We start from the raw sequence: 24256 nt of genomic DNA, 5'->3' as shown, positions 1-24256 counted from the left end.
AAAGAATATGGCTGCACCTATTAAAACGATTCAAAAACAAGAACGAACTGAAGAAGAAATAAAGCAGCAAAAGTTAGATGATTTAAAGGAGCTTCTAGCTAAAAATGAAGAAGCTCTAAATCAAATGTTTAATATAGTAGGGGAAATGAATGATATTGGCATGCTAGAAGCAGCGAATTCTATGCTGAAAGCGAAAGAACCAATCGCAAAGATTGTCCTCGGTCAAGTAACTCGTGAACCCGTTACAAATTTAATTAATAATATGATGGGCGCTGCAGGTGCTTTAACAGAACTTGACCCAGAACTTACGAAAAAACTTATAGCTAGTTTATTAGTAGGACTGGAAGAAGGTAGTGAACATCTAGAAAGTAATAAAAAGGTGGGGATATTCGATCTTATGAAAGTATTGAAAGATCCAGATATTAATCGTGCTATTGGGTTTGGTCTTCATTTCTTAAAAGGTATGGGTAAAGGATTAAAAGACGAATAAGCTTCAAAAAGTGAACCTTTTCGTCCAAATGTTTATGCAAAATAGTTTGGATGAAAGGGTCATTTTGGTAAAATATATATGAAAGTAAAATGAGTGTTTTTGGGGGTATGATTGTATGTCAAAAAAAGTACATGAATTTAATGATATGATACGAAAACTTCGAAAGGAACTTTTCGGAAAAGGACCGGAACGAATTCATACTGTATTTGCTGAAAATATGGCTATTGCAACTCTTTATGGAAATTTAACACCTACTGAAAAATTCATTTCAAGTACTATGGATGGTGCGGAAATGGTTCATATGGCTAGAACGAAAATGATTCAAGAAGTTTATGCTGCAAATTCAGGTGAACATTTGGAGGAACTTGTAGGAGCAAAATTAGTGAATCTATTTTCAGATATGAAAGTGGAAGAAGATATCGCAGTTTCTGTGTTTGTTTTTGATAAAAATATAACGTGAGAGAAGGGTACTGATCGTGAAACCGGTACAGGTAGAAAGAGAAGTTTTCCGTTATGAACAAGGGGCATTTAAGCATATAGAGGACAGCATTGTAACAGAGTTTCCAGTCACGATTAAAATGAACGGACAGGAGTTTGTTACAATGGTTAGTACTCCAGAATATATAGAAGACATGGTAATAGGCTTCTTAGCATCTGAAGGGATCATTCGGAAGTATGAAGAGATTGATGACATATGGATACAGGAAAAAGAAGGATTTGTACATGTAACGACGACAAAAGTAAACCCGTATTACGAACAAATGCAAAACAAACGTTATATTACTTCGTGTTGTGGTATGAGTAGACAAGGATTTGTTTTCGCAAACGATGCACTAAGCGCAAAAAAAATGAATGGTATCCATGTACAGGTTACTGTTGAAGATTGTTTTCGGTTAATGAATGAAATGCAGCAATCTGCGGATACGTTTCGTCATACGGGCGGGGTTCATAATGCAGCTTTATGCGATGTAAATGGTATTATTTTAAGTCGAATGGATATCGGTAGGCATAATGCACTAGATAAAATTTACGGTTATTGTTTAAAAAATAATATTTCGATAAAAGATAAAATCATTGTTTTCAGTGGTCGTATTTCTTCGGAAATATTATTGAAAGTTGCAAAGATTGGTTGTGAAATTATCTTGTCAAAATCAGCTCCAACCGAGTTGGCGTTGCAGCTAGCAGAAGAGTTAGGCATTACTACAATAGGGTTTATTCGTAATGAGTCTTTAAATGTATATACGCATCCAGAACGTGTTTTAAATATAAAATAAGTAAAAGTGAGGCAATAAAGATGAAATCAGTTACATTAGACAAATTGCAACGTCCGTTAAAGGATTTACGTATTTCAGTTACTGATCGCTGTAATTTCCGGTGCCGATATTGTATGCCAGAAGAAATATTTGGTCCTGAGTACTCGTTTTTGTCTAATGATAAAATTTTATCTTTTGATGAAATTGAAAGGATAACACGTATTTTTGTTTCTTTAGGTGTGAGAAAGTTACGAATTACAGGCGGAGAACCGTTGCTTCGAAGAGGACTTCCGCAGCTTATTGAGCGGCTTCATAAAATAGACGGTGTGGAGGATATCGGTTTAACAACAAATGGATCGTTACTTAAAAAGTTTGCGCCTGATTTATATAAAGCGGGTTTATCACGTGTGACAGTTAGTTTAGATTCTTTAGAAGAAGAGCGCTTTTTCTATTTGAATGGGAATAGAAGCAGATTACAAAAAGTTCTTGAAGGTATACAGGCTGCGGCTGAAGTTGGTATGAAAATTAAAATAAATATGGTCGTGCAAAAGGGGAAAAATGAACAAGATATTTTGCAGATGGCGCAATATTTTAAAGAAAATAAACATATTCTTCGTTTTATTGAGTACATGGACGTTGGAAATTATAATGGTTGGGAGTTAAAAGAGGTCGTTTCTAAACAAGAAATAGTAGATGCCATTCATAAAATTATGCCATTAGAACGGATAGAAGCGAATTATGCTGGTGAGGTTGCTACTCGCTATCGTTATATTGGAAGCGATGAGGAAATAGGTATCATTTCATCAGTAACCGACTCTTTCTGCTCATCATGTACGAGAGCTCGTATTTCTGCGGAAGGAAAATTGTATACTTGTTTATTTGCTTCTAAAGGAAATGACTTGAGAGAATTACTTCGATCTGGATACACTGATGAGGAAATAACAGATATCGTACGCGATATATGGAATAACCGAGAAGATCGATATTCAGAGGAACGCTTAAGTAATAGTAATAAAAAAAGAGTGCCTAAAATTGAAATGTCACATATCGGTGGTTAATGTATAAAGCTAACATAATAGTGAAAAATGGAGAGTGTACAAGAATTGTAGATTTTCTATTTTATAGTAAAAATGATGATTGATATCTCTGTAAAAGGTGTGCAGAGAAATTAAGCAGCATTCAAAAACCTTTATTTTGAGGAGGTTTTTTGAAGCTGCTTTTTTATTTGGAGAAAATGGAGGAATTAGTAATGGCATTTCATAAACCGGAACAAATTGCTGAACTCGTAATTGAGGCTGGTGTTCAAAAAGTAAGTCAGGCGCTGCCAGCAATGCTTATTCTCGGTTTTTTAGGAGGAGCGTTTATTTCATTAGGATTTTTACTTAATATTCGAGTTTTAGGTAATTTACCGGAACGCTGGGGAAGTTTAGTAAATATTTTAGGAGGAGCTGTGTTTCCTGTTGGACTTATGCTCGTAGTATTAGCAGGAGGAGAATTAATTACAGGAAATATGATGTCACTGTCAATGGCGCTTTATGCAAAGAAAATTACATTGATAAGTGTACTAAATAACTGGGTTTGGATTACTTTTATGAATTTTGTGGGAGCTATTTTCGTTGCGTATTGTTTTGGTCATCTTGGCGGATTAACAGAGGGAGATTATTTAAATGAAACATTAGCGATAGCGGAAGGAAAGCTGCATGAATCATTTGGGAGAACTTTAATTTTAGCGATCGGTTGTAATTGGCTCGTTTGCCTTGCACTTTGGCTTGCTTATGGGACGAGTGATTTGGTCGGAAAGATAGTCGGAATATGGATTCCAATTATGGCATTTGTAGTGATTGGTTTTCAACAAGTAGTAGCAAATATGTTCGTCATCTCAGCAGTTATTTTTGCGGGTCATCTGACGTGGATGGATCTTGCTAAGAACTTTGTTCCTGTTTTTATTGGGAATGTAATTGGAGGAGCTGGGTTTGTAGGATTTGCTTACTTTGCCTGTTATCAAAAACAAGACTCTAAAGTGAAATAGATTTTTTGAAAGGAAGGGTATGCAATGGAGGAGCGGTATTCCCGGCAACAGTTGTTCAAACCGATTGGGAGTAAAGGCCAAGAAAAAATTCGGAATAAACATGTGTTAATTGTAGGCGCGGGTGCATTAGGAAGTGCAAGTGCAGAAAGTTTCGTACGTGCAGGTATTGGGAAGTTGACGATTATTGATCGTGATTACGTAGAATGGAGTAATTTACAAAGACAACAACTATATTCTGAACAAGATGTGAGAGACAAAATTCCGAAAGCAATAGCTGCTAAAAATCGATTGGAACAAATTAATTCGGAAGTGAAAATACATGCTTTCGTAATGGATGCATGTGCAGAAAACATGGAAGGGCTATTAGAAAATGTCGATGTAATCATTGATGCAACAGATAATTTTGATATCCGATTTGTAATAAATGATTTATCACAAAAACATAATATTCCGTGGGTGTATGGCTCTTGCGTTGGATCATACGGTATGAGTTATACGATTATTCCACAAAAAACACCGTGTTTACATTGTGTACTGAAGAATGTTCCTGTTACAGGTGTGACGTGTGACACGGCTGGGATTATTAGTCCAGCTGTTCAAATCGTCGCAGCATATCAAGTGGCAGAAGCACTCAAAATTTTAGTGGAAGATTTCTCAGCAATTAGAAAAGCATTTTTCATGTTTGATATATGGAGTAATCAAAATCATTTTATAAAACTAGGGAAAATAAAAACAGACACTTGTCCTTCGTGCGGTTTGAATCGAACTTATCCTTATTTATCATACGAAAAACAAACGAAGGTAGCTGTTTTGTGCGGAAGAAATACCGTTCAAATTAGACCGGTAGAAAATAGACAGTACAATTTTGATGATATTGAAAAAGTATTAAAAAAACTTGGGAAAGTAGATCGGAATCCGTATTTACTATCTTGCCAACTAGATGATTACCGCGTCGTTATTTTTCAAGATGGTCGTGTTTTCATTCATGGCACAAATGATATTCCGAAAGCGAAACAACTATATTATCGCGTATTCGGTTAATAGAAAGGGTTGTCGATAATGGAAAGAAGAGTGCCAATTACGGTTGAGGAAGCTGTGCGTAAAGTAATGGGATTTGCTAGTAGTGGCTTAAAGGAGCTACTACCCCTTGAATTAGCTTACGGACGTATATTAGCAGAGGATTTAGTAGCTGACCATGATGTACCTTCATTCAATCGTTCACCGTATGACGGATTTGCTATTAGAGCAGAAGATACTACTTTAGCGAGCTATGAAAGTCCAACTACATTTGAAGTAGTTGGAGAGATTGGTGCAGGCTCGATATTTCATGAAGAACTCGTGCCGTTTCAAGCGGTTCGAATTATGACAGGAGCACAAATTCCGAAAGGGTGTGATGCGGTTGTCATGTTAGAACTGACTCACCAATATGAGGATGCTGGAAACAAGTATATGGAAGTGAAGCGACCGTTCAAAACAGGTGATAATATTTCTTTTCAAGGAGAAGATGCTCGTAAAGGAACAGTCCTTGCAAAGAAAGGATCATACATTAATCCAGGTATTTCAGCTCTTCTAGCCACATTCGGTTATAGCGAGGTGCCAGTTGCGAGAAAGCCTGTAATTGGATTGTTAGCGACTGGTAGTGAATTACTTGATGTAAATGAGTCATTAGAGCCAGGGAAAATTCGAAATAGTAATACGTATATGATATTGTCTCAAATTAGAAGAGCGGGCGGAAGAGTAAAATATTTTGGAAAGTTTAGCGATGATTTTGATACATGTTTCACGTCTGTGAAAGAAGCGTTAAGCCAAGTAGATATGCTAATTACAACAGGTGGCGTATCAGTTGGTGACTATGATCATTTACCAGCTATATATGAAAAATTAGGAGCGTCAGTTCTTTTTAATAAAGTTGCAATGCGACCAGGAAGTGTAACGACTGTAGCACAATTAAACGGAAAGTTATTATTTGGTTTATCAGGAAATCCATCTGCTTGTTACGTAGGATTTGAATTGTTCGTAAGGCCGTGTATTCGGACGTATATGTTTAGTGGAAAAGCACATTTAAAAAGAGAAAAAGCATTGTTAGGAGAAGATTTCCTAAAACCGAATCCATTTACAAGATTTGTACGAGCGAAACTGACATATAACGAAGGGCAATTAACCGCTTATCCGTCAGGGTTTGATAAATCTAGCTCGGTTTCTTCTCTAGCGGAGACAAATATATTTATTGTACTTCCGGGTGGAACGAGAGGTTATAAAAAAGGTATGTTCGTAGACGTTCTCTTGTTGGAGGATAACGAAGGTAGTGAATGGCCTTGGACATTTTATAAAGTGAGAGGTGGTTCTAATGGGACAGGCTCTATTTGAGATTGTAGATATACCAATTGTAGTTGAAGAAGTAACGAATAAAGTGGCAAGAAGAGAAGCAGGTGCGATTACAACGTTTATTGGTACGGTGAGAGAATTAACAAAAGGAAAACGAACGTTACATTTAGAGTACGAAGCATATAAACCGATGGCAGTAAAACAGCTTACGAGAATTGGTGAAGAAATTAATGAAAAGTGGTCGGACGCAAAAGTAGCAATTACGCACCGTGTAGGGCGGCTAGAAATAATGGATATTGCAGTAGTCATTGTAGTTTCATCACCGCATCGGAAAGTAGCTTATGAAGCGAATGAGTACGCGATTGAACGTATAAAAAGGATCGTTCCAATTTGGAAAAAAGAATTTTGGGAAGATGGAACGATGTGGATTGGAGATCAACTTGAGAATACGCCTTATCCAAAAGGAAAACCAAAGAAAGAAGAATGAGAAATGATTACAATTTTACTGTTCGCAAATTTGCGTGAGGAAGTCGGATTAGATCGATTAGTAATTTTAGAGAAACAAGAAATGAATGTTTGGCAATTAAAAGATCGGTTGAAAGAAAGTTATCATTTGCAATCTTTGGATACAGTAATGGTTGCGATTAATGAAGAGTTTGTAACGAATGAAGAAATGATAAAAGCGGGAGATATAGTCGCATTAATCCCACCTGTTAGTGGGGGATAATCAGGAAAACATGAATAGTTTTTCATAGCGATAGTTATTAAGAAACTTAAGGAGTTCAAAACAGATGAGAAAAGTGGTGACTATCTTTCATCGGTTGAAGCGATAAGAAGCTGTATATAAATTCGAATACGAGAAGGGATGAGTTCTATGCTTACTCATGAACAAATCATGAATGCTTTAAAACATGTGGAGGATCCAGAGTTACACAAAAGTATTGTAGAATTAAACATGGTTAGAAATATACAAATGAATGGAACAGAGGTTAAACTTGAGGTAGTACTAACAATTCAAGGTTGTCCGTTAAAGGCAAAAATTCAGCAAGATATTGAAGAATCACTTTACGCAATTGGTGCCTCTAAAGTGGATTTGACATTTGGTTCTATGACAAGAGAAGAACGTGCAGCTTTAACAGAGAAGTTAAAGAAAAATACTAGAACAGAAACTGGTATGCCGAGCATGCTTCGCCTTGATTCAGGTGTACGTTTTATTACTGTAACGAGCGGAAAAGGTGGAGTCGGAAAATCAACGGTGGCAATTAATCTTGCAACGGCTTTAGCACGTATGGGGAAAAAGGTCGGGATTTTAGATGCAGATATATATGGTTTTAGTATTCCAGCTATGATGGAAACGAATCAGAAACCAACGATGATTGATCAAACAGCAATTCCAGTCGTTAGTCACGGTGTTAAAATAATGTCAATGGGATTTTTCACAGAAGGAAATAACCCAGTTATGTGGCGCGGACCGATGTTAAATAAATGGATTCAAAATTTCCTTGCAAATACGCACTGGGGAGAATTAGATTATTTATTGCTTGATTTGCCACCAGGTACAGGAGATGTTGCTATTGATGTTGCGGCGATGATCCCGCAGGCGAAAGAGATAATCGTTACAACTCCGCACAATGTAGCTTCATTCGTAGCATCTAGAGTAGGTGTAATGGCACAACATACGAAACATGAGATTTTAGGTATTGTGGAAAATATGGCTTATTATGAAGAACAAGATGGATCGAAAAATTACCTCTTCGGAAAAGGCGGCGGTGAAATGCTCGCAGAACAATTGCAAACAGAAGTAATTGCCAAAATACCTTTTGCAAAACGTGAAGAAAATAACGGTTCATCTGTATATGATGAAGATTCTCTTGTTGGAGAAGTGTTTACATCGTTAGCAGAAGATATTATTTATAAAGGATAGGGGAGGAAGTTTAGTATGGCATGTAATATTGATCATTCCATTGAAGATGTAATGAATAAGCTTGAAAGTCAGAAGAGTTTTTTATCTGAGGAGATTTTTACAGGATTAAAAGAATTTTTGCAAGGTAATCATTCACAGGAAATATTAAATGATGTCTTTCATCTTTTAAAAAAGTATGACTTAGTTAGTGAAGAAGAACGGGAGACGAGGAATGCGCAATTAATGCTGATTATAAGATAAATACTCTTTGGCTTTGTTTTTACAGAAGGGGTGAATGTGATGGATATGAAAAAGATGATTGAAGCGATAGAAGCAACCAAAATGAATGACGTAACATTATCGCTTCCTCATTTACATCAAAAGCTTGTGAAGTTGTATAGTCAAAAAGATAGTGAAGAGTATACGGAGCTATTAAAATATATTTTATCATTATCCGTGCAGATGGATTTACATTTCGTATTGAAATATTTTGGTGTGCGCCCGGTTGTTGCTGCTGATGAACGTATGCAATTTCAAGAAATATTTAAATATTTAGCTAAGAAAGATGATAATGGGGAATGGTTTTTAAATTTGGTAGCTTTATATGTAGGGTTACTTGTCGTCCTTCATTTCGACGAGAAAGAGATTGAGAGAAACTTTTTTGAGGATATGGCTACAGTAGGTGAAGGAAATGAAAGCGAAATATAAACGAAATATAAACGGATGCTTATAACATCTTTCTTTTTAATAGCGATAATCGCGCTTTTAATTGGTTATTTAAATGTTATAGATGCAAAAATAATTAATTAAAAGCCGTGAACTAAACTTGTTTGTGTGAGCGTATTAAAGAGTGTTCTTCAGTTGTTTCCATCGTTTTTTCATGTTACCATTAAGCGAATTTTTCATAGGGAGAGAAAGCAATGAAATGGATTTATTTTATTATTATTAATGTTATAGCTTTTAGCCTTATAGGGCTTGATAAACGAAAAGCGAAGAAGAAGCAATGGAGAACACCAGAAAGTACGTTATTTTTATCAGCAGCAGCTGGAGGGGCAGTTGGAGCTTGGATTGGTATGTATATGTTTCATCATAAAACGCATAAAAAGAAATTTGTTTTCGGCATACCATTACTTGTTGTTATAACGGTATGTTTACTTTTCGCTGTATGAGAAATGTCGAAAGAATTGCGGATTGATTATTGGTAAAGTAAGCATGTGAGACCGTATAATGGAGAAAAATGAGAAGAGGAGAAAAAGGAAGATGGGGAGTCAATCAGCACAGCAAAAAAAAGGGATTATATATGCGGCTGGTGCTTATACGATGTGGGGAATTCTACCAATCTATTGGAAATGGGTTGAGGAAGTTCCAGCAGATGAAATATTAGCGCACCGCATCGTTTGGGCGTTCGTTTTTATGTTAATCGTATTAGGTGTTACGAAGAGGTTTCGCCAGTTTATTGGAGAGTTCGTGAATCTTTTTAAACGACCTAAATTATTAATGTCATTAACAATAGCTTCAGTCTTGATTAGTGGGAACTGGTTTGTCTACATATGGGCCGTAAATCATAATCATGTTATTGAAGCAAGTCTTGGCTATTATATTAATCCACTCATTAGTATTTTACTTGGTACAGTTGTTTTAAAGGAAAAGTTAAACTTTTGGCAATATGTTGCAGTTGGTTTAGCGGGAGTAGGGGTTATCATTTTAACAGTACGTTTCGGATCTATTCCGTGGGTTTCTCTATCACTTGCCCTTTCATTTGGATTATATGGATTAACGAAAAAATTGTTAAATTATGATGCGACAATTGGACTTACGATGGAAACAATGTTAGTGACACCGTTTGCGCTAATTTATCTCGTTATGACAGGAGCACATGGCTTCGGTTCATTTGGATCGATTTCCATGCTATCGACGTTACTTTTAATAGGTGCAGGTATCGTTACAGCGTTACCGCTTTTTTATTTTGCGAAAGGAACACAACTCATTCCGCTTTATATGGTAGGGTTTCTACAATATATTGCGCCAACGATTAGTTTAATTTTAGGTGTATTCGTATTTGGAGAACATTTCACATCTACTCATATGATTGCGTTTAGCTGTATATGGGTTGCTTTATTTGTATTCTCGGTAGCGAAAACAAAGTTTTTAGTGCAGAAACAACCGAAATTCATAAAAAATAAATCAGCAAAAGTATCATAATGCGTAGTATTTTCTACGCATTTTTCTTTATACTTATATTATATAGAATTTCCATTATAGTCAGTGAGGAGCTGAGAATGTGGAAACAATTTTACATAATGATCCGCTTATGGCCGCTGTGATTTCGTGGTTTTTAGCACAATTAACGAAAGTTGTCTTTAAGGTAGTTAAAACAGGTGAATTTGATTTTGCAAAGTTTTTCGCTTCAGGTGGCATGCCAAGTTCTCATGCTTCAACTGTTACAGCACTTGCGACAGGTGTTGGAGTTGTGGAAGGTGTGGAGAGTACCATATTTGCCGTTGCTGCTATTTTTGCGATCATTGTTATGTATGACGCTTCAGGAGTAAGACTTGCAGTAAGTAAACAAGCGAAAATATTGAATGAGTTTTTTCATGGTAGACAAACAGAATATAAGAAGCTAAATGAGCTTGTCGGACATACGCCGTATGAAGTAGTAGTCGGTGCTTTATTAGGGATTATTGTCGGAGTGGGGTATTGCTTATGAGCAGAACATAATATGTGTTCTGCTTTTCTTTGTTTTTACACATATTCGGCTTCTTTTTTGAATATCGTTATACGGATTTCGAAAGGGTGGGTGAATACCTTGTTATTATATGAAAAAGTGCAAGAAGAAATAGTGAGAAGAACAACTGCACTTCAGACGATGCAAAGGCAAGATGGTACGTGGAGGTTTTGTTTTGAAGGAGCACCATTAACAGATTGCCATATGATTTTTTTATTAAAATTATTAGGTAGAGATAAAGAGGTAGAACCGTTTGTAAAAAGATTAGCGTCACTTCAAACAAATGAAGGAACATGGAAATTATATGAAGATGAAGTAGGTGGCAATTTATCTGCTACAATTCAATCCTATGCTGCCTTACTTGCTTCAAAAAAATATACAAAAGAAGATGCGAATATGAAGCGAGCGGAAATGTTTATAAAGGAACGTGGCGGGATAGCGCGCGCTCATTTTATGACGAAGTTTTTATTAGCGATTCATGGAGAGTATGAATACCCTTCACTCTTTCATTTGCCAACACCGATTATGTTTCTACAAAATGATTCGTCCCTTAGTATATTTGAATTAAGTAGTTCAGCACGTATCCATTTAATTCCGATGATGGTTTGTTTAAATAAAAGGTTTCGTGTCAGTAAAAAAATATTGCCGAATTTAAGTCATATTGCGGGCGTGGGCGGAGGGTGGTTTCGAGAGGAGCGTTCTCCAGTCTTTCAAACAGTAGTAAGTGATGTGAAACAAATTATATCTTATCCGCTTTCTTTACATCATAAAGGATATGAGGAAGTAGAACGTTTTATGAAAGAGCGTATCGATGAGAATGGAACGTTATATAGTTACGCAAGTGCTTCGTTTTATATGATTTACGCTTTACTTGCATTAGGTCATTCTATTCAATCACCAATTATTCAAAAGGCTATAACAGGGATAACATCTTATGTATGGAAAATGGAAAGAGGAGATCATTTGCAAAACTCTCCGTCAACTGTATGGGATACAGCTTTACTTAGTTATGCATTGCAAGAGGCCCATGTTCCGAAAGAAAGTAAGATGATTCAAAATGCGACATCGTATTTATTGAAAAAACAGCATAAGAAAAAAACTGATTGGAGTGTGCATGCACCAACGCTTTCTCCGGGTGGATGGGGCTTCTCTGATGTGAATACGACAGTCCCAGATGTAGATGATACAACAGCCGCTTTAAGGGCATTGGCACGAAGTAGAGAAAATGAAAATGTAGAGGATGCTTGGAAGAAAGGGGTCAATTGGATTACAGGATTGCAAAATAATGATGGTGGCTGGGGAGCTTTTGAAAAAGGGGTAACGAGCCGTATATTAGCAAATTTACCAATCGAAAATGCAAGCGATATGATAACAGATCCCTCTACACCAGATATTACAGGAAGAGTATTAGAGTTGTTTGGAACGTATGCACAGAATGAATTACCAGAGAAACAAAAACAAAACGCAATAAATTGGTTAATGGACGTACAGGAGGAAAATGGATCCTGGTATGGGAAATGGGGGATTTGTTATATATATGGAACGTGGGCGGTGATGACTGGTTTACGGGCACTAGGGATTTCTTCTACTCATTCTTCATTGAAACGAGCCATTTTATGGCTTGAACATATACAGCGTGAAGATGGTGGCTGGGGAGAATCTTGTCAAAGTAGTGTGGACAAAAGATTTGTTACTTTGCCATTTAGTACTTCATCCCAAACAGCATGGGCATTAGATGCACTCATTTCTTACTATGATAATGAAACACCAGCTATTCGAAAAGGTATTTCATATTTGCTTGCGAATTCTAATGGAAATGAAAAATATCCTACTGGAACAGGTTTACCAGGTGGATTTTATATTCGTTACCATAGCTACACCCATATATATCCGCTACTTACCCTGGCGCATTATATAAAAAAATATAGAAAATAAACCGAGAGATATCTCTCGGTTTATTTCGTTGGGTAGTAGGTCCCTGTTGAAAAAAATAAGGTTGTTATTCACCTTATTTTTCTGTTGATTGGCGTTGTTGACGTGCATCAGCGGCATTTGCACGTGCGTTTGCTTCTAAGTCATTGTGGTCAGCGAGTTCACGAGAGAACTCAACATCAATGCCATCAGTAGCTTTGTTTTGTTTGAAATTCTTTTTGTTCATTCGGCACAATCTCCTTGTGTTTTATGCGACGTTGCAAAGTTAGTTTGACACAAATAGACTTTTTTATACAAAGAGGATTTGGAAAGCAAGGGGCAGAAATATACAGTATAAGTAATAGAAATGGGGGATAGGGATGGAACTTTTAAATGGGAAAACAGCTGTTATAACAGGTGGTGCGCAAGGGATAGGAAAAGAAATCGCAAAGGTTTTTGGGAAATTAGGGGCTAAAGTATTAATAAGTGATGTGAATGAAGAAAAATTACAAGAAACGACAAATGAATTAATCGCAGAAGGATATGAAGTGAAGCAGTATCGTTGTGATGTGAGTAATCAAAGTGATGCGAAATCATTAATTGAATATGCTGTCCAAACATTTGGGACACTACACATTTTAGTAAATAATGCAGGAATTACGCGAGATGCTATGTTACATAAAATGGAGAAACCAGCATGGGAACAAGTCCTGCAAGTAAACTTAACAGGTGTGTTTTATTGTATGCAACCAGCTCTTCTATATATGAGACGGCAAGAATATGGAAGGATTATTAATATTTCTTCTATTAGTAGAGAGGGAAATATTGGGCAGGCAAACTATGCGGCAACGAAAGCTGGAGTTGTTGGTTTAACGAAAACAGCAGCGAAAGAAGTTGGAAGTTTCGGTATTACTTGTAATGCAATTTGTCCAGGGTTTATGGATACAGATATGACAAAAACAATACCGGATAAAGTGAAAGAAAAGATGGTTGGAGCGATTCCAGTTGGTAGAATTGGAACACCAGAAGATATTGCAAACGCAGCGGCCTTTTTAGCATCAGAATATGCATCTTATATTACGGGAGAAGTATTAAACGTGAGCGGGGGACTGCAGGTTTAAAGGAATACATAATGAAAAGAACCTGACCGGATAGATCAGGTTCTTTCTCATTAGTTTAGGTTGAGCCAAACGCTCTTCACTTCTGTATAGTTATTTAATGCGTAAGATCCCATTTCACGGCCAAGGCCGGATTGTTTAAATCCTCCAAATGGAGATGCTGCATCAAAGACGTTATAACAGTTTACCCATACTGTACCAGCACGTACTTTACTTGCAACATAATGTGCTGTTTTAACATTTTCTGTCCAGACACCAGCAGCTAAACCGAACTGTGATTTATTCGCACGTTCAATTACTTCATCAATATCATTAAACGGCAATGCGGAAATAACTGGACCGAAAATTTCTTCCTTAGCGATTGTCATTTCATCATTTACATCAGCAAATACTGTTGGAGAAACGAAATATCCTTGATCGAATGGTTTGTTGCCCCCGCAAAGTACTTCGGCACCTTCTGCAATGCCTTTTTCAATATAGCCCATTACACGCTTTTGCTGTTCTTCAGAAACGAGAGGACCAATTGTAGTTTCTGGATTTAGACCAACGCCTTGATTTAATTTTTTAGAATATAGAACGAGATCAGCCATGACATTATCGTACATTTTCTTTGGAATAAATAAGCGTGAGCCCGCACAGCACACTTGCCCTTGGTTAAACATAACACCAGAAAGTGCAGCCGGAATCGCGCGAGATAAATCAGCATCTGGCAAAATGATATTTGGTGATTTACCACCTAGCTCAAGTGTAACTCGTTTTAACGATTCAGATGCTTGTCTCATAATTTGTTTACCGACTGGAGTAGAACCTGTAAATGCAATTTTATCAACGAGTGGATGATTAACGAGAGCTTGTCCAGCTGATTCACCGAATCCAGGAACGATATTAATAACGCCTTTCGGGAATCCAGCTTCTTCAATTAATTCAGCTAAGTATAGGGCGGATAGTGGAGTTTGTTCTGCAGGTTTTAAAACGATTGTACATCCTGTTGCAAGGGCTGCCCCCATTTTCCACATTGCCATAAGAAGTGGGAAGTTCCAAGGGATAATTTGACCGACAACACCAACAGCTTCATGGCGTGTATAGTTAAAATATTCACCAGAAACAGGGATTGTTTGTCCGACGATTTTTGTAGCCCAGCCAGCGTAATAGCGCATATGTTCAATTGCAAGAGGGACGTCTGCTGCTAAAGTTTCGCGGATTGGTTTTCCGTTATCTAAAGTTTCAAGCTGTGCTAGTTCTTCTTTATGCTCTTCCATTAAATCAGCAAGCTTGTACATAAGGCGGCTTCGTTCAGCAGTACTCATGCGTGACCAAGGGCCTTCATCGAAAGCCATTCGGGCAGCTACGACAGCTTTATGAATGTCTTCGCGACCAGCTTCAGAAACGACAGCAAGTGTTTCGCCAGTTGCTGGGTTAGGTGTTTTAAAAGTTTTACCGGAAGCGCTTTCAATGAAAGATCCATTTACATATAACTTTTTCGTTCCTTCAAGAAATTTCTCTACCTTTTCATGAAGATTTACAGCTAGTTGACTCATTGTATAACCCCCTTGAAAATATAATGTAAACGCAGTACGAGACAGCGTTTATTCCGAAATCAAGGATGTGGGAACTAGATGAAAAGCCTCTAATTAAAATCATAAATAATAAATACTGAAAATTCAAATTTCAATTGTGTTACAATTGTAAAAAATATGTAATGTAAGAGAGTCTTCTGTATTTTTATAAAAAATCCTGCTTGTTTTTGTTTTCTAGTAGGAAAAACTAGAAGAACAGTGGTACAATAATACATCGTGAGAGGAGGGAGAAAATGAAAGATTATCATGATGATCCACGCTTTCGAATAGCCCATAGAGAAGCGTTAATTGGTCTTGGACTTGCTATTATTAACTTTATAATATGGTACGGATTTGCTTATGGGCTTGGTAGTAAAAATCCAAGTGAATATACATACATATTAGGTTTTCCGGCATGGTTTTTTTATAGCTGTATCGTTGGATTTATCGTTATGGTTATTTTGCTTAGTTTAGTTGTTCGTTTCGTATTTCAAGATATTTCACTCGATGAGGAAGAAAAAAGTGAGGAATAATAGATGAATTGGTATGTAATCATTCCAATGATAATTTCGTTTATCGTTGTATTTTTAATTGGTGTATATGCTTCAAGGCGCGTACAAGCAACTGCTAATAATAAATTTTTACAAGAATATTTTCTTGGTGGGCGTGAGCTTGGCGGTTTATTATTAGCGATGACAATGATTGCTACGTATGGAAGCGCAAGTAGCTTCATTGGTGGTCCTGGTATTGCTTACAATATGGGCCTTGGCTGGGTACTATTATCGGCGATTCAAGTTGTTACGGGGTATATCGTTTTAACGGTTATCGGTAAAAAATTTGCGATTATCGCAAGGAAGATGGAAGCAATTACTCTTATTGATTATTTAAAGGGAAGATACAACAATAAAGCAGTTGTTATTCTTTCTGCGATATGTATTATTATCTTTTTATTTTCAGCAACAGTAGCCCAGTGGGTCGGCGGTGGACGATTAATTGAGTCGCTTACCGGTCTTTCTTATACAACAGCCTTATTTTTATTTACATTTTCTGTACTTGTTTACGTATTAATTGGTGGGTTTCGAGCAGTCGCGTTATCAGATACTATATTAGGTATCATTATGCTGGTTGGAACGACAATCATTTTAATTGCGACTGTCATCGCCGGTGGTGGAATTGAAAAGATTATGCACGAACTCGTTCAAATTAATCCGAATTTAATTACACCATTCGGAGCAGATGGTAGTTTAACGAAATCATATGTTACATCGTATTGGATTTTAATTGGAATTGGCGTCGTTGGTTTACCGCAAATTAGCGTGCGTGCAATGTCGTATAAAAATTCAAAAGCGATGCATCAAGCGCTCATAATTGGGACGATTGTCGTTGGTACAATTATGATTGGTATGCATTTAACAGGTGTGTTTGCACGAGTAGTACTTCCGGGGATAACGGTACCAGATAAAGTAATGCCGCTATTAGCGATGGAAGTATTGCCACCTTGGTTAGCTGGAGTTTTCTTAGCTGCACCAATGGCTGCAATCATGTCCACTGTAAACTCATTATTATTACTTGTAAGTTCGTCAATTATTAAAGATATATATGTGAATTACATAAATAAAGATGCAACGGATAATACGATAAAAAAAGGTAGTCTGTGGATTACTGGTATCGTAGGATTATTTGTATATGCTGCGGCTATTAAGCCTCCAGACTTTTTAATCTGGTTAAATTTATTTTCTTTCGGTGGTTTAGAAGCAGCATTCATTTGGCCGATTGTGTTAGGACTGTATTGGAGAAAAGGAAATGCAACTGGAGCTCTCGCATCTATTATAGTGGGGGTAGGTTCATATATGTTGATTCACCTTTGCTTCCCTAATCCATTCGGTATACATACAGTTGTATTCCCAATTTGCTTTGCATTTATTGCTTATGTAATTGGAAGTATGATTACTGTGAAAAAAACAGTATAGGTAAGAGGGAGAACGCAGTCCTGATAGGGCTGCGTTTTTTCGTATGATTTTGCTCTTTTTTATTCTGTATATCTATTGTTATTCATAAATTAATAACAATAGAGGGGATGGAGTTGAGGTCGATGAAAAAAGTGTTATTTTTAGGAGACCCTGGAATAGATGACTCTTTAGCTATCATGTATGGAATTATGCATCCTGATATTGATATTGTTGGTGTTGTAACGGGATATGGAAATGTATCACAAGAAAAGGCGACAAGTAATGCAGCGTATTTACTGCAACTTGCAGGACGAGAAGATATACCTGTTATTAATGGTGCGAAAATTCCTTTGTCTGGGGATTTTGTGACGTTTTATCCGGAAATTCATGGCGCAGATGGCTTAGGACCTATTAAACCTCCAAAAGCATTTTCGCCAAATATAAAACCTTTTTGTGCATTTTTTGATATTCTTGAAAAGTATAAAGGAGAATTAATTATTGTTGATGCAGGTAGGTCAACGACACTAGCGACAGCATTTATTTTAGAAAAGCCGATGATGAAGTATGTGAAAGAGTATTATATAATGGGCGGTGCGTTTTTAATGCCTGGTAATGTGACACCAGTCGCGGAGGCGAATTTTCATGGCGATCCCATTGCGTCACAATTAGTTATGCAAAATGCCAAGAATGTGACATTAGTGCCACTTAACGTTACGTCTGAAGCTATTATTACGCCAGAGATGGTGAAATATATTACGAAACATTCTAAAACGAATTTTAATAAATTAATTGAACCAATTTTTAATTATTATTATAAAGCTTATAAAAAATTGAATCCAAAAATAACAGGAAGCCCGGTACATGACGTCGTTACAATGATGGTCGCGGCGAATCCGTCCCTTTTAGATTATGTGTATCGCCGGGTTGATATAGATACAGTTGGAATTGCAAAAGGAGAAAGTATTGCAGATTTTCGTCCTCAACCTGACTCAAAAGCCTTAAAGAATTGGGTACGAATTGGTTGGTCATTACATTATAAAAAATTTCTCGAAGACTTCGTGAAAATTATGACGTAGACATAATAGGAGTATACAAGTTAAAATAATGGAGATGATTGCTAAAATAATCATCTCCATTATTTTGTTTTTTTAGATAAATAGAGAAGAGTTACACAATAGGAGAGGAATTTTACTTGAAAAAAACTATAGTATGCGCAGTGATTGTGGGTATTTTCGTTTTGCTAATATCGGGTAATTTTTTAGTGAAAAAAGTATGGAGTTCAAATAATGATGATGCGCAGTATATAGCATCTTTTATTGAAGAGCATAAAGATGAAAAAAATAGCGCGCTTTTAGTAAAAAGAAATGATAAAGTTGTTTATTCTGTAAATCCAAATGTTGTGTTGCCAGTTGCTAGTACGATGAAGTTAATTGTGGCGCTTGAATATACGAAACAAGTTACAGAAGGGAAAATTGACCCGTCTAGTTTCGTTTCGATTAATGATGTGAATCGATATTATGTACCGAATACAGATGGCGGTGCACAAGACAGATGGCAAAGTTACTTGCAAAAAAAAGGAAAGATAACTGAAGGCGCAGTTTCTTTAGAAGAAGTTGCAAAAGGAATGGTTAAGTTCAGTTCAAATGCAAATACTGAGTACTTAATGGAAGTGTTAGGATTAGATAACATTAATCGGAATTTACAAAGTTTATCGCTTCCTGCACACCAACCACTATTTCCTATCGTTTCATCCTTATATATTCCGGGATATTTGCATAAAGAATTACATGTTCCAAAATATAAAATAGAGAAAAAGTTAAAAGAAATGTCTCAAGAGCAGTATCGTGAATATGCGATGATCATTCATGAACGCTTAAAAAAGAAAGGGCCATTATTACAGAAAGAAATTCCTCTTTATTTAGAGGAACAATATGATAAAATTTGGTCAGATCGACTTCCTGCTGCATCGGCAAATGATTATATGGTATTGCTTCAAAAAGCAAATCATAAAGGTGGCCTGACAGAAGCAGAAGAAAAAGTGTGGGCGAATATCGTTGAAACAGATATGAGTGCCAAGAAATATCGTAAAACATTCAGACATGCTGGGCAAAAAAATGGTTATACACCATGGACGGTTACAAAAGCAGTTTATGCTATGGATAAACGCGGAAACTGTACAGAAATTGTGTTTTTAGCAAATAATTTAAATGAAGACGACAGCGCAGAAATACGTAAACATTTAGCGAATTTACATTTCCAAGTGTTGCAAAGTGATAAGTATGATGCGACTTTTATTAAATAAACTCGGTGCTTTAAGCGCCGAGTTTATTTTTTTGTACAAGCACTTTTTTGCCATCACTGGGTATGATGGGTAGTAATACTTAGGTGAAAGGGGAAAGGGTGATGAAACAGAGTAAAGAAGAGTTTATAAAGAGTGAAGGCGCTGATTTCCCTGGAAGAACATATGTGGATTGCGTATTGCAACATGTATTTGATTTTCAACGTAACTACTTATTGAAAGATATGTTTCAGGTGCATAAAGCGCATATTATGATGCTAACGGAAGAAAGATTAATGAAAAAGGAAGAAGCTAAAGTAATATTAAACGCACTTAAAAAGGTAGAAGGAATACCAAAAAATCAATTGGTATATACGGAACAGCACGAAGATCTCTTTTTTTTAGTGGAATATTTAATTTCTCAAGAAGCAAAGTGCGATTTTGTAAGTAATATGCATATCGGTAGAAGTAGAAATGATATGGGTGTAACGATGTATCGCATGAGTTTGAGGCGATATGTATTACGGTTAATGGAACATCATTTGTTATTGCAAGAAAGTGTATTGCAACTTGCAGATGACCATAAGGAAACGATCATGCCAGCTTATACACATACCCAACCAGCACAGCCAACAACATTTGGTCATTATACTTTGGCGATTTATGATACGATGCAAAGAGATTTAGAACGAATGAAAAAAACATATCAGCTTTTAAATCATTCTCCGATGGGTGCAGCTGCACTCTCTACAACAAGTTTCCCCATTAAACGAGAACGAGTTGCCCATTTACTTGGGTTTACAAATGTAATCGAGAACTCATATGATGCTGTTGCTGGAGCAGATTATTTATTAGAAGTTAGCTCATTACTTATGGTAATTATGACAAATGCGAGTAGATGGATTCATGACTTCTTATTATTAGCGACAAAAGAATATAATGGTATTACTGTTGCGAAGCCATATGTACAAATTAGTAGTATTATGCCGCAAAAGCGAAATCCAGTTTCAATTGAACACGCCCGTGCGATTACGAGTAGTGCTTTAGGAGAAGCATTTACTGTATTTCAAATGATTCATAATACACCATTTGGTGATATTGTCGATACAGAAGATGATTTGCAGCCGTATTTATATAAAGGAATTGAAAAGGCGATTCGTGTGTTTTGTATTCTGAATGCAGTTATTCGAACGATGAAAGTAGAAGAGGAAACGTTAAAGGAGCGTTCCTATAAACATGCGATTACGATTACAGATTTCGCGGATGTTTTAACAAAAAACTATGAAGTTCCATTTCGGCATGCGCATCATGCAGCAAGTGCTATTGCAAATATGTCATTGGAACAGAAAAAGGAGCTTCATGAATTATATTTCGAAGAAGTAAATCTGTACTTACAAGAAAATTTAAAAGTGAATTTATTAGAAGAAGAGTGGAAAGAAATTATATCGCCCGAAGCTTTTATTCAAAAAAGAAAGGTATATGGTGGACCGAGTAAAAAAGAAATGAAGCGTATGATTCAAAATCGTAAAGCATCGTATTTAAAAGAAGAATTAGTATTTGAAGCTGAAAAGCAAAGAATCTTACAGGCCGAAAATGAATTGAACACTTTAGTTTCGAATATTGTTGAATCGTAAAAGAAGGATTTAATGAATTAATCGCCAATACTTAATAAAAAATATAAATAGAGAGAAGAGATTGTCGATGATTCAATTACAAGTATATGAAGAGATTCTTCGCTTTAAGGAGGATGTTACATCATTTTTAGAAAAGAATGAGCAGGAAAATAATTTAATATTAGGCGTATTGCAAGGAGTGACAGATGCGATATTTATGGGGGTAGCGAAACAAGGAGAAGAAATTGCAGTTGTATTTCTTCAAACAGTGGAGAAGAAACAAATGATTATCGCTACGTCTGAAATTGCGGAAGAGGACATCGTGGAACTTGCAAAAAAATTAACGAAAGTATATCCAGATGTTCCTGGATTGATCGGTAATAAGAAAATTGTACAGAAATTAGCGGAAGAGATTACGATGTTAGAACAGAAAAAAACTACTGTTGCAATGGAGCAAGGTGTGTATGAGCTGAAAAGAGTAAAGAAGAAGTGTAACGCGAATGGAATTTTTCGGGCAGTAAATAATGATGAGCTGCCATTAATAGAACAGTGGATATATCAATTCTGCGAAGACGTGAAGCTCCCTACTACGAAAGGAGAAGCAAAACAAACAGCGTATACATTAATAACTACAAATCGTCTATTCGGTTTGGAAGTGGACGGGAAACTAGTTTCTGTAGCTGCAAAAACGAGACCAACTAAAAATAATATAACAGTAAATTTCGTATATACGCCGAAAGAAGCAAGGAAAAAAGGTTATGCATCTAATTGTGTAGCCGCTCTCAGTCAACATTTGTTAGATGAAGGTTATAAAACGACCACATTATATACTGATTTAGCAAATCCAACATCTAATAAAATTTATAAAGAAATTGGTTATGAGCAAATTATGGAGTCTGTACTTATATTTTTAGAGGAATAGAATGAAAAGGCGCGCTATTATAGCGTGCCTTTTCGCTATTCATCAATTCTAATAACCTCACCCTGCGGGAAGTCCTCAGTTTCTAATAAGTTACGAATTGCTTTTGCAACATATTCAGGTGAGAGCAGTTTACCTTCTTCTTTTAATGCGATGAAGCGGTCTAAATTTATGAAATCTTCTTTATTAGTTTCCCGAATTTGCGTTTGCATATTTGTATCAACAACACCAGGTGCAAAAGCGACAATTTTTACTGGATATTCTTTTTCAGCTTCTTCAGTAGCAACGCATTGTGTAAACATATTTACACCAGCTTTCGTTGTACAGTAAGCGCCCCATCCGAAATAAGGATTTTTTCCTGCTCCGGAAGAAATGTTTATAACTCGTTTATCTAATTTCCAGTCTTTCGTATGTTTCAAAAAAGTGGAAGTAAGAATCATTGGTGCGATTAAATTAATTTGAACGTTTGAAATGATAAGTTCGCTTTCTGCTTTTTCGATTGGTTTCATTGGTGCAACCGTGCCAGCGTTATTAATTAAATGAATAGATGATACAGTATCTTCTTTAATAGATGAAATGATTTCGTTAAAGTTAGTTTCTAAGTTATGTACATCCTGAAGATCTACGGAATGAAAAATATAATGGCTGTTATTTTGTTCTGCGAGTTTAGTAAGTTCTTTATTCTCTCTTCTAGAAATAGAGATGACCGTTGTATTTTTTTCTAATAATTGCGTGGCAATTGCTTCACCTAAACCTTGTGAAGTTCCTGTTATGATAACGTAGCGCATAATTTTACAAACCCCTCTCGTATGTGCGGAATTTTGTTGGACAACGTACATTGCATAGGTTGTCTACATTTATAGTATAGAGTACTTTTTACTATAGATGAAATGTGATGATTATGTGCCTTTTATGAATCGTTTTACAACAACTGTAACTGGTGCCGTCACGTTCACTGGGAACACATTAGGATTAAGCCCGACCTCGCCCGCGCCGGGCAATAACTTCGGTACGATTAATGTGTTTACTACAGTAAATACATCACTTCAAGTTCCGGGATTCCCAGTAGGAACGACGAATGATTGGCGGTTAAATTCTTCAAGTGTAATTTTAAACCTTCCAGCAGGGAGTAATGTTTTATACGCAGAACTTGTGTGGGCCGGTACATACCGGACTGATCCTGAGGATATTACAGCCTTCCTTTTTAAATGACAATATCACCTTTACAACACCCGCAGGGACCTTTTCAGTTACGCCAGATCCTGCAACTGCACAACAAGGTTCTGTTGGAAGGCAATTTTATTACGTTCGCTCTGCTAATATGACAAATCTTGTTAATGCGGGTGGAGCAGGACCATATACAACGGGGGGCGTACAAGCTACAAGAACATCCGCTGATACAGCAATCAGTCGCTCGGTAGGTTGGACTCTTGAAGTATCGCAAATAGTGTAACTGTAGATGGAGTTTCACAACCTGGGACAAATCCGGTGACTGAGTTTACGGTAGCGAATATATTTCCTAATAGAAAATAAATAAAAAAGCATCCTGTAAGAAAGAATAGGATGCTTTTTTATATTAATGTTCATATTGATTCTTTGTCAGGTGAATCAAAAAATGTATTGATTTTGTCAGAGAGGAGGTATGGGATGGAATTTTTTATCACAGAAATGTCCCAGTTCCACCATGCAAGGTTTTCTAGTTTTTCAATGGTTTCTTGTGGGAAACGGTATCGAACTAGTTTTGCCGGATTACCAGCCACAATGGCATAGGGAGGTACGTCTTTTGTAACAACACTCTTTGCACCGATAATGGCACCGTTACCAATTGTAACACCAGATAAAACGCAGGATTGATAACCAATCCATACATCATTGCCGATTACGATATCACCCTTTGAAGAGGGGTGACCAGTAATATGTGCTCCTTCAGCGAAAAGAGCATTAAATGGATAAGTCGTTATCCAATCAGCGCGATGCTCACCGCCAAGTATGAAAACGACTTCTTCTCCTAATGAACAAAACTTACCTATTTTTAATTTCGTTTCATCATTCCAAGAAAAAATAGTTGGTCCTACTTTACTATAAGTATAATCACCAATATCATATTTACTATATTCAGGTTTTTGATTTAAATATAACATAACGATTTTAGCATCCTCTCTAAAGTAAGTAATGGATATGAAGCAT

The 24256-nt window shown here is 36.5% G+C and carries 27 protein-coding genes and 1 pseudogene; 24 read left to right on the top strand and 4 right to left on the bottom strand.

What is annotated here, in order from left to right; translation table 11 throughout:
- Positions 1 to 7 precede the first annotated feature (7 nt).
- From MR065_RS03280 to MR065_RS03205, 16 genes are all read left to right on the top strand, one after another.
- Complete coding sequence (locus tag MR065_RS03280) at positions 8 to 490, top strand: helical membrane plugin domain-containing protein (protein ID WP_242212485.1); 483 nt, start codon at positions 8 to 10, stop codon at positions 488 to 490.
- Positions 491 to 605: 115 nt separating this feature from the next.
- Entirely contained in the window at positions 606 to 950 is a 345-nt protein-coding gene (locus MR065_RS03275) for a Na-translocating system protein MpsC family protein (RefSeq protein WP_088229871.1), read from the top strand.
- 16 nt (positions 951 to 966) lie between these two features.
- Positions 967 to 1764, top strand: a complete 798-nt coding sequence (gene fdhD, locus MR065_RS03270) for a formate dehydrogenase accessory sulfurtransferase FdhD (RefSeq protein ID WP_242212484.1) — start codon at positions 967 to 969, stop codon at positions 1762 to 1764.
- 20 nt (positions 1765 to 1784) lie between these two features.
- On the top strand, positions 1785 to 2801 hold the full coding sequence (gene moaA / locus MR065_RS03265) for a GTP 3',8-cyclase MoaA (protein WP_242212483.1): 1017 nt from the start codon (positions 1785 to 1787) through the stop codon (positions 2799 to 2801).
- Positions 2802 to 2992: 191 nt separating this feature from the next.
- Positions 2993 to 3772 (top strand): formate channel, encoded by a 780-nt coding sequence (locus tag MR065_RS03260; protein ID WP_242212482.1) that lies wholly within the window; start codon positions 2993 to 2995, stop codon positions 3770 to 3772.
- Positions 3773 to 3796: 24 nt separating this feature from the next.
- Entirely contained in the window at positions 3797 to 4813 is a 1017-nt protein-coding gene (locus MR065_RS03255; RefSeq protein ID WP_242212481.1) for a molybdopterin-synthase adenylyltransferase MoeB, read from the top strand.
- Positions 4814 to 4831: 18 nt separating this feature from the next.
- Positions 4832 to 6139, top strand: a complete 1308-nt coding sequence (locus tag MR065_RS03250; RefSeq protein WP_242212480.1) for a molybdopterin molybdotransferase MoeA — start codon at positions 4832 to 4834, stop codon at positions 6137 to 6139.
- Positions 6120 to 6584: a molybdopterin synthase catalytic subunit MoaE gene (gene moaE / locus MR065_RS03245; protein ID WP_242212479.1), complete on the top strand. Its 465-nt coding sequence runs from the start codon at positions 6120 to 6122 to the stop codon at positions 6582 to 6584. Before MR065_RS03250 ends, moaE begins: the two co-directional genes overlap by 20 nt.
- A 3-nt stretch (positions 6585 to 6587) precedes the next feature.
- Positions 6588 to 6824: a molybdopterin converting factor subunit 1 gene (gene moaD / locus MR065_RS03240; RefSeq protein WP_242212478.1), complete on the top strand. Its 237-nt coding sequence runs from the start codon at positions 6588 to 6590 to the stop codon at positions 6822 to 6824.
- Positions 6825 to 6971: 147 nt separating this feature from the next.
- Complete coding sequence (locus tag MR065_RS03235) at positions 6972 to 8021, top strand: P-loop NTPase (RefSeq protein ID WP_097902732.1); 1050 nt, start codon at positions 6972 to 6974, stop codon at positions 8019 to 8021.
- Positions 8022 to 8036: 15 nt separating this feature from the next.
- Positions 8037 to 8261, top strand: coding sequence for a group-specific protein (locus MR065_RS03230; RefSeq protein ID WP_242212477.1), 225 nt, complete (start codon positions 8037 to 8039; stop codon positions 8259 to 8261).
- A 39-nt stretch (positions 8262 to 8300) separates the two neighbouring features.
- On the top strand, positions 8301 to 8708 hold the full coding sequence (locus tag MR065_RS03225) for a dUTP diphosphatase (RefSeq protein ID WP_242212476.1): 408 nt from the start codon (positions 8301 to 8303) through the stop codon (positions 8706 to 8708).
- 212 nt (positions 8709 to 8920) lie between these two features.
- Positions 8921 to 9169 (top strand): DUF1294 domain-containing protein, encoded by a 249-nt coding sequence (locus tag MR065_RS03220; protein WP_242212475.1) that lies wholly within the window; start codon positions 8921 to 8923, stop codon positions 9167 to 9169.
- 91 nt (positions 9170 to 9260) lie between these two features.
- Entirely contained in the window at positions 9261 to 10202 is a 942-nt protein-coding gene (gene rarD, locus MR065_RS03215) for an EamA family transporter RarD (protein ID WP_098267080.1), read from the top strand.
- A 79-nt stretch (positions 10203 to 10281) separates the two neighbouring features.
- Positions 10282 to 10707: a divergent PAP2 family protein gene (locus tag MR065_RS03210; protein WP_097902728.1), complete on the top strand. Its 426-nt coding sequence runs from the start codon at positions 10282 to 10284 to the stop codon at positions 10705 to 10707.
- 99 nt (positions 10708 to 10806) lie between these two features.
- Positions 10807 to 12660: a terpene cyclase/mutase family protein gene (locus MR065_RS03205; protein ID WP_242212474.1), complete on the top strand. Its 1854-nt coding sequence runs from the start codon at positions 10807 to 10809 to the stop codon at positions 12658 to 12660.
- 73 nt (positions 12661 to 12733) lie between these two features.
- Here the strand turns inward: MR065_RS03205 and MR065_RS03200 are convergent, their stop codons facing one another.
- On the bottom strand, positions 12734 to 12883 hold the full coding sequence (locus tag MR065_RS03200; RefSeq protein WP_001035809.1) for a YfhD family protein: 150 nt from the start codon (positions 12881 to 12883) through the stop codon (positions 12734 to 12736).
- Between the two features lie 133 nt (positions 12884 to 13016).
- On the opposite strand from MR065_RS03200, the gene fabG reads away from it, so the two are divergent.
- Positions 13017 to 13757, top strand: coding sequence for a 3-oxoacyl-ACP reductase FabG (gene fabG, locus MR065_RS03195; protein WP_242212473.1), 741 nt, complete (start codon positions 13017 to 13019; stop codon positions 13755 to 13757).
- Between the two features lie 50 nt (positions 13758 to 13807).
- Here fabG and dhaS read toward each other — a convergent pair whose 3' ends face one another.
- The gene (gene dhaS, locus MR065_RS03190; protein WP_242212472.1) at positions 13808 to 15292 is read right to left on the bottom strand and encodes an aldehyde dehydrogenase DhaS; all 1485 of its coding nucleotides are present in this window, start codon (positions 15290 to 15292) and stop codon (positions 13808 to 13810) included.
- Positions 15293 to 15564: 272 nt separating this feature from the next.
- Here dhaS and MR065_RS03185 point away from each other — a divergent pair, with 272 nt between their 5' ends.
- The 6 genes from MR065_RS03185 to MR065_RS03160 all read left to right on the top strand — a co-directional run bounded on the left by MR065_RS03185 (position 15565) and on the right by MR065_RS03160 (position 22072).
- The gene (locus tag MR065_RS03185; protein WP_128282387.1) at positions 15565 to 15843 is read left to right on the top strand and encodes a YhdT family protein; all 279 of its coding nucleotides are present in this window, start codon (positions 15565 to 15567) and stop codon (positions 15841 to 15843) included.
- Positions 15844 to 15846: 3 nt separating this feature from the next.
- Positions 15847 to 17280 carry a sodium/pantothenate symporter gene (gene panF, locus MR065_RS03180; RefSeq protein ID WP_242212471.1) on the top strand — a complete coding sequence of 478 codons (1434 nt, stop codon included), beginning with the start codon at positions 15847 to 15849 and terminating at the stop codon, positions 17278 to 17280.
- A 122-nt stretch (positions 17281 to 17402) separates the two neighbouring features.
- On the top strand, positions 17403 to 18335 hold the full coding sequence (locus MR065_RS03175; protein WP_242212470.1) for a nucleoside hydrolase: 933 nt from the start codon (positions 17403 to 17405) through the stop codon (positions 18333 to 18335).
- 116 nt (positions 18336 to 18451) lie between these two features.
- The gene (locus tag MR065_RS03170; RefSeq protein WP_097902721.1) at positions 18452 to 19561 is read left to right on the top strand and encodes a serine hydrolase; all 1110 of its coding nucleotides are present in this window, start codon (positions 18452 to 18454) and stop codon (positions 19559 to 19561) included.
- A gap of 101 nt (positions 19562 to 19662) precedes the next feature.
- The gene (gene argH, locus MR065_RS03165; protein WP_242212469.1) at positions 19663 to 21171 is read left to right on the top strand and encodes an argininosuccinate lyase; all 1509 of its coding nucleotides are present in this window, start codon (positions 19663 to 19665) and stop codon (positions 21169 to 21171) included.
- 67 nt (positions 21172 to 21238) lie between these two features.
- Positions 21239 to 22072 carry a GNAT family N-acetyltransferase gene (locus MR065_RS03160; protein ID WP_242212468.1) on the top strand — a complete coding sequence of 278 codons (834 nt, stop codon included), beginning with the start codon at positions 21239 to 21241 and terminating at the stop codon, positions 22070 to 22072.
- A 35-nt stretch (positions 22073 to 22107) separates the two neighbouring features.
- On the opposite strand, the gene MR065_RS03155 is transcribed toward MR065_RS03160, so the two are convergent.
- On the bottom strand, positions 22108 to 22857 hold the full coding sequence (locus tag MR065_RS03155; protein WP_242212467.1) for a (S)-benzoin forming benzil reductase: 750 nt from the start codon (positions 22855 to 22857) through the stop codon (positions 22108 to 22110).
- A gap of 115 nt (positions 22858 to 22972) precedes the next feature.
- Between MR065_RS03155 and MR065_RS03150 the strand changes: the two are divergent.
- Positions 22973 to 23507, top strand: a pseudogene (locus MR065_RS03150) (hypothetical protein); the annotation flags it as partial.
- A 145-nt stretch (positions 23508 to 23652) separates the two neighbouring features.
- Here the strand turns inward: MR065_RS03150 and MR065_RS03145 are convergent.
- Complete coding sequence (locus tag MR065_RS03145) at positions 23653 to 24210, bottom strand: CatB-related O-acetyltransferase (protein ID WP_097902717.1); 558 nt, start codon at positions 24208 to 24210, stop codon at positions 23653 to 23655.
- Between the last annotated feature and the right edge of the window lie 46 nt (positions 24211 to 24256).

Source organism: Bacillus cereus group sp. BfR-BA-01383, from assembly GCF_022663495.1.
Classification (GTDB): Bacteria; Bacillota; Bacilli; order Bacillales; family Bacillaceae_G; genus Bacillus_A; species Bacillus_A cereus_AU.
This window is presented reverse-complemented; position numbering and strand designations above follow the sequence as displayed.

Coding starts and splice junctions, on each gene's coding strand:
- MR065_RS03280 (WP_242212485.1), top strand. CDS start 8: ATGGCTGCACCTATTAAAACGATTCAAAAACAAGAACGAACTGAAGAA.
- MR065_RS03275 (WP_088229871.1), top strand. CDS start 606: ATGTCAAAAAAAGTACATGAATTTAATGATATGATACGAAAACTTCGA.
- moaA (WP_242212483.1), top strand. CDS start 1,785: ATGAAATCAGTTACATTAGACAAATTGCAACGTCCGTTAAAGGATTTA.
- MR065_RS03260 (WP_242212482.1), top strand. CDS start 2,993: ATGGCATTTCATAAACCGGAACAAATTGCTGAACTCGTAATTGAGGCT.
- MR065_RS03255 (WP_242212481.1), top strand. CDS start 3,797: ATGGAGGAGCGGTATTCCCGGCAACAGTTGTTCAAACCGATTGGGAGT.
- MR065_RS03250 (WP_242212480.1), top strand. CDS start 4,832: ATGGAAAGAAGAGTGCCAATTACGGTTGAGGAAGCTGTGCGTAAAGTA.
- moaE (WP_242212479.1), top strand. CDS start 6,120: ATGGGACAGGCTCTATTTGAGATTGTAGATATACCAATTGTAGTTGAA.
- moaD (WP_242212478.1), top strand. CDS start 6,588: ATGATTACAATTTTACTGTTCGCAAATTTGCGTGAGGAAGTCGGATTA.
- MR065_RS03235 (WP_097902732.1), top strand. CDS start 6,972: ATGCTTACTCATGAACAAATCATGAATGCTTTAAAACATGTGGAGGAT.
- MR065_RS03230 (WP_242212477.1), top strand. CDS start 8,037: ATGGCATGTAATATTGATCATTCCATTGAAGATGTAATGAATAAGCTT.
- MR065_RS03225 (WP_242212476.1), top strand. CDS start 8,301: ATGGATATGAAAAAGATGATTGAAGCGATAGAAGCAACCAAAATGAAT.
- MR065_RS03220 (WP_242212475.1), top strand. CDS start 8,921: ATGAAATGGATTTATTTTATTATTATTAATGTTATAGCTTTTAGCCTT.
- rarD (WP_098267080.1), top strand. CDS start 9,261: ATGGGGAGTCAATCAGCACAGCAAAAAAAAGGGATTATATATGCGGCT.
- MR065_RS03200 (WP_001035809.1), bottom strand. CDS start 12,883: ATGAACAAAAAGAATTTCAAACAAAACAAAGCTACTGATGGCATTGAT.
- fabG (WP_242212473.1), top strand. CDS start 13,017: ATGGAACTTTTAAATGGGAAAACAGCTGTTATAACAGGTGGTGCGCAA.
- dhaS (WP_242212472.1), bottom strand. CDS start 15,292: ATGAGTCAACTAGCTGTAAATCTTCATGAAAAGGTAGAGAAATTTCTT.
- MR065_RS03185 (WP_128282387.1), top strand. CDS start 15,565: ATGAAAGATTATCATGATGATCCACGCTTTCGAATAGCCCATAGAGAA.
- panF (WP_242212471.1), top strand. CDS start 15,847: ATGAATTGGTATGTAATCATTCCAATGATAATTTCGTTTATCGTTGTA.
- MR065_RS03175 (WP_242212470.1), top strand. CDS start 17,403: ATGAAAAAAGTGTTATTTTTAGGAGACCCTGGAATAGATGACTCTTTA.
- argH (WP_242212469.1), top strand. CDS start 19,663: ATGAAACAGAGTAAAGAAGAGTTTATAAAGAGTGAAGGCGCTGATTTC.
- MR065_RS03160 (WP_242212468.1), top strand. CDS start 21,239: ATGATTCAATTACAAGTATATGAAGAGATTCTTCGCTTTAAGGAGGAT.
- MR065_RS03155 (WP_242212467.1), bottom strand. CDS start 22,857: ATGCGCTACGTTATCATAACAGGAACTTCACAAGGTTTAGGTGAAGCA.
- MR065_RS03145 (WP_097902717.1), bottom strand. CDS start 24,210: ATGTTATATTTAAATCAAAAACCTGAATATAGTAAATATGATATTGGT.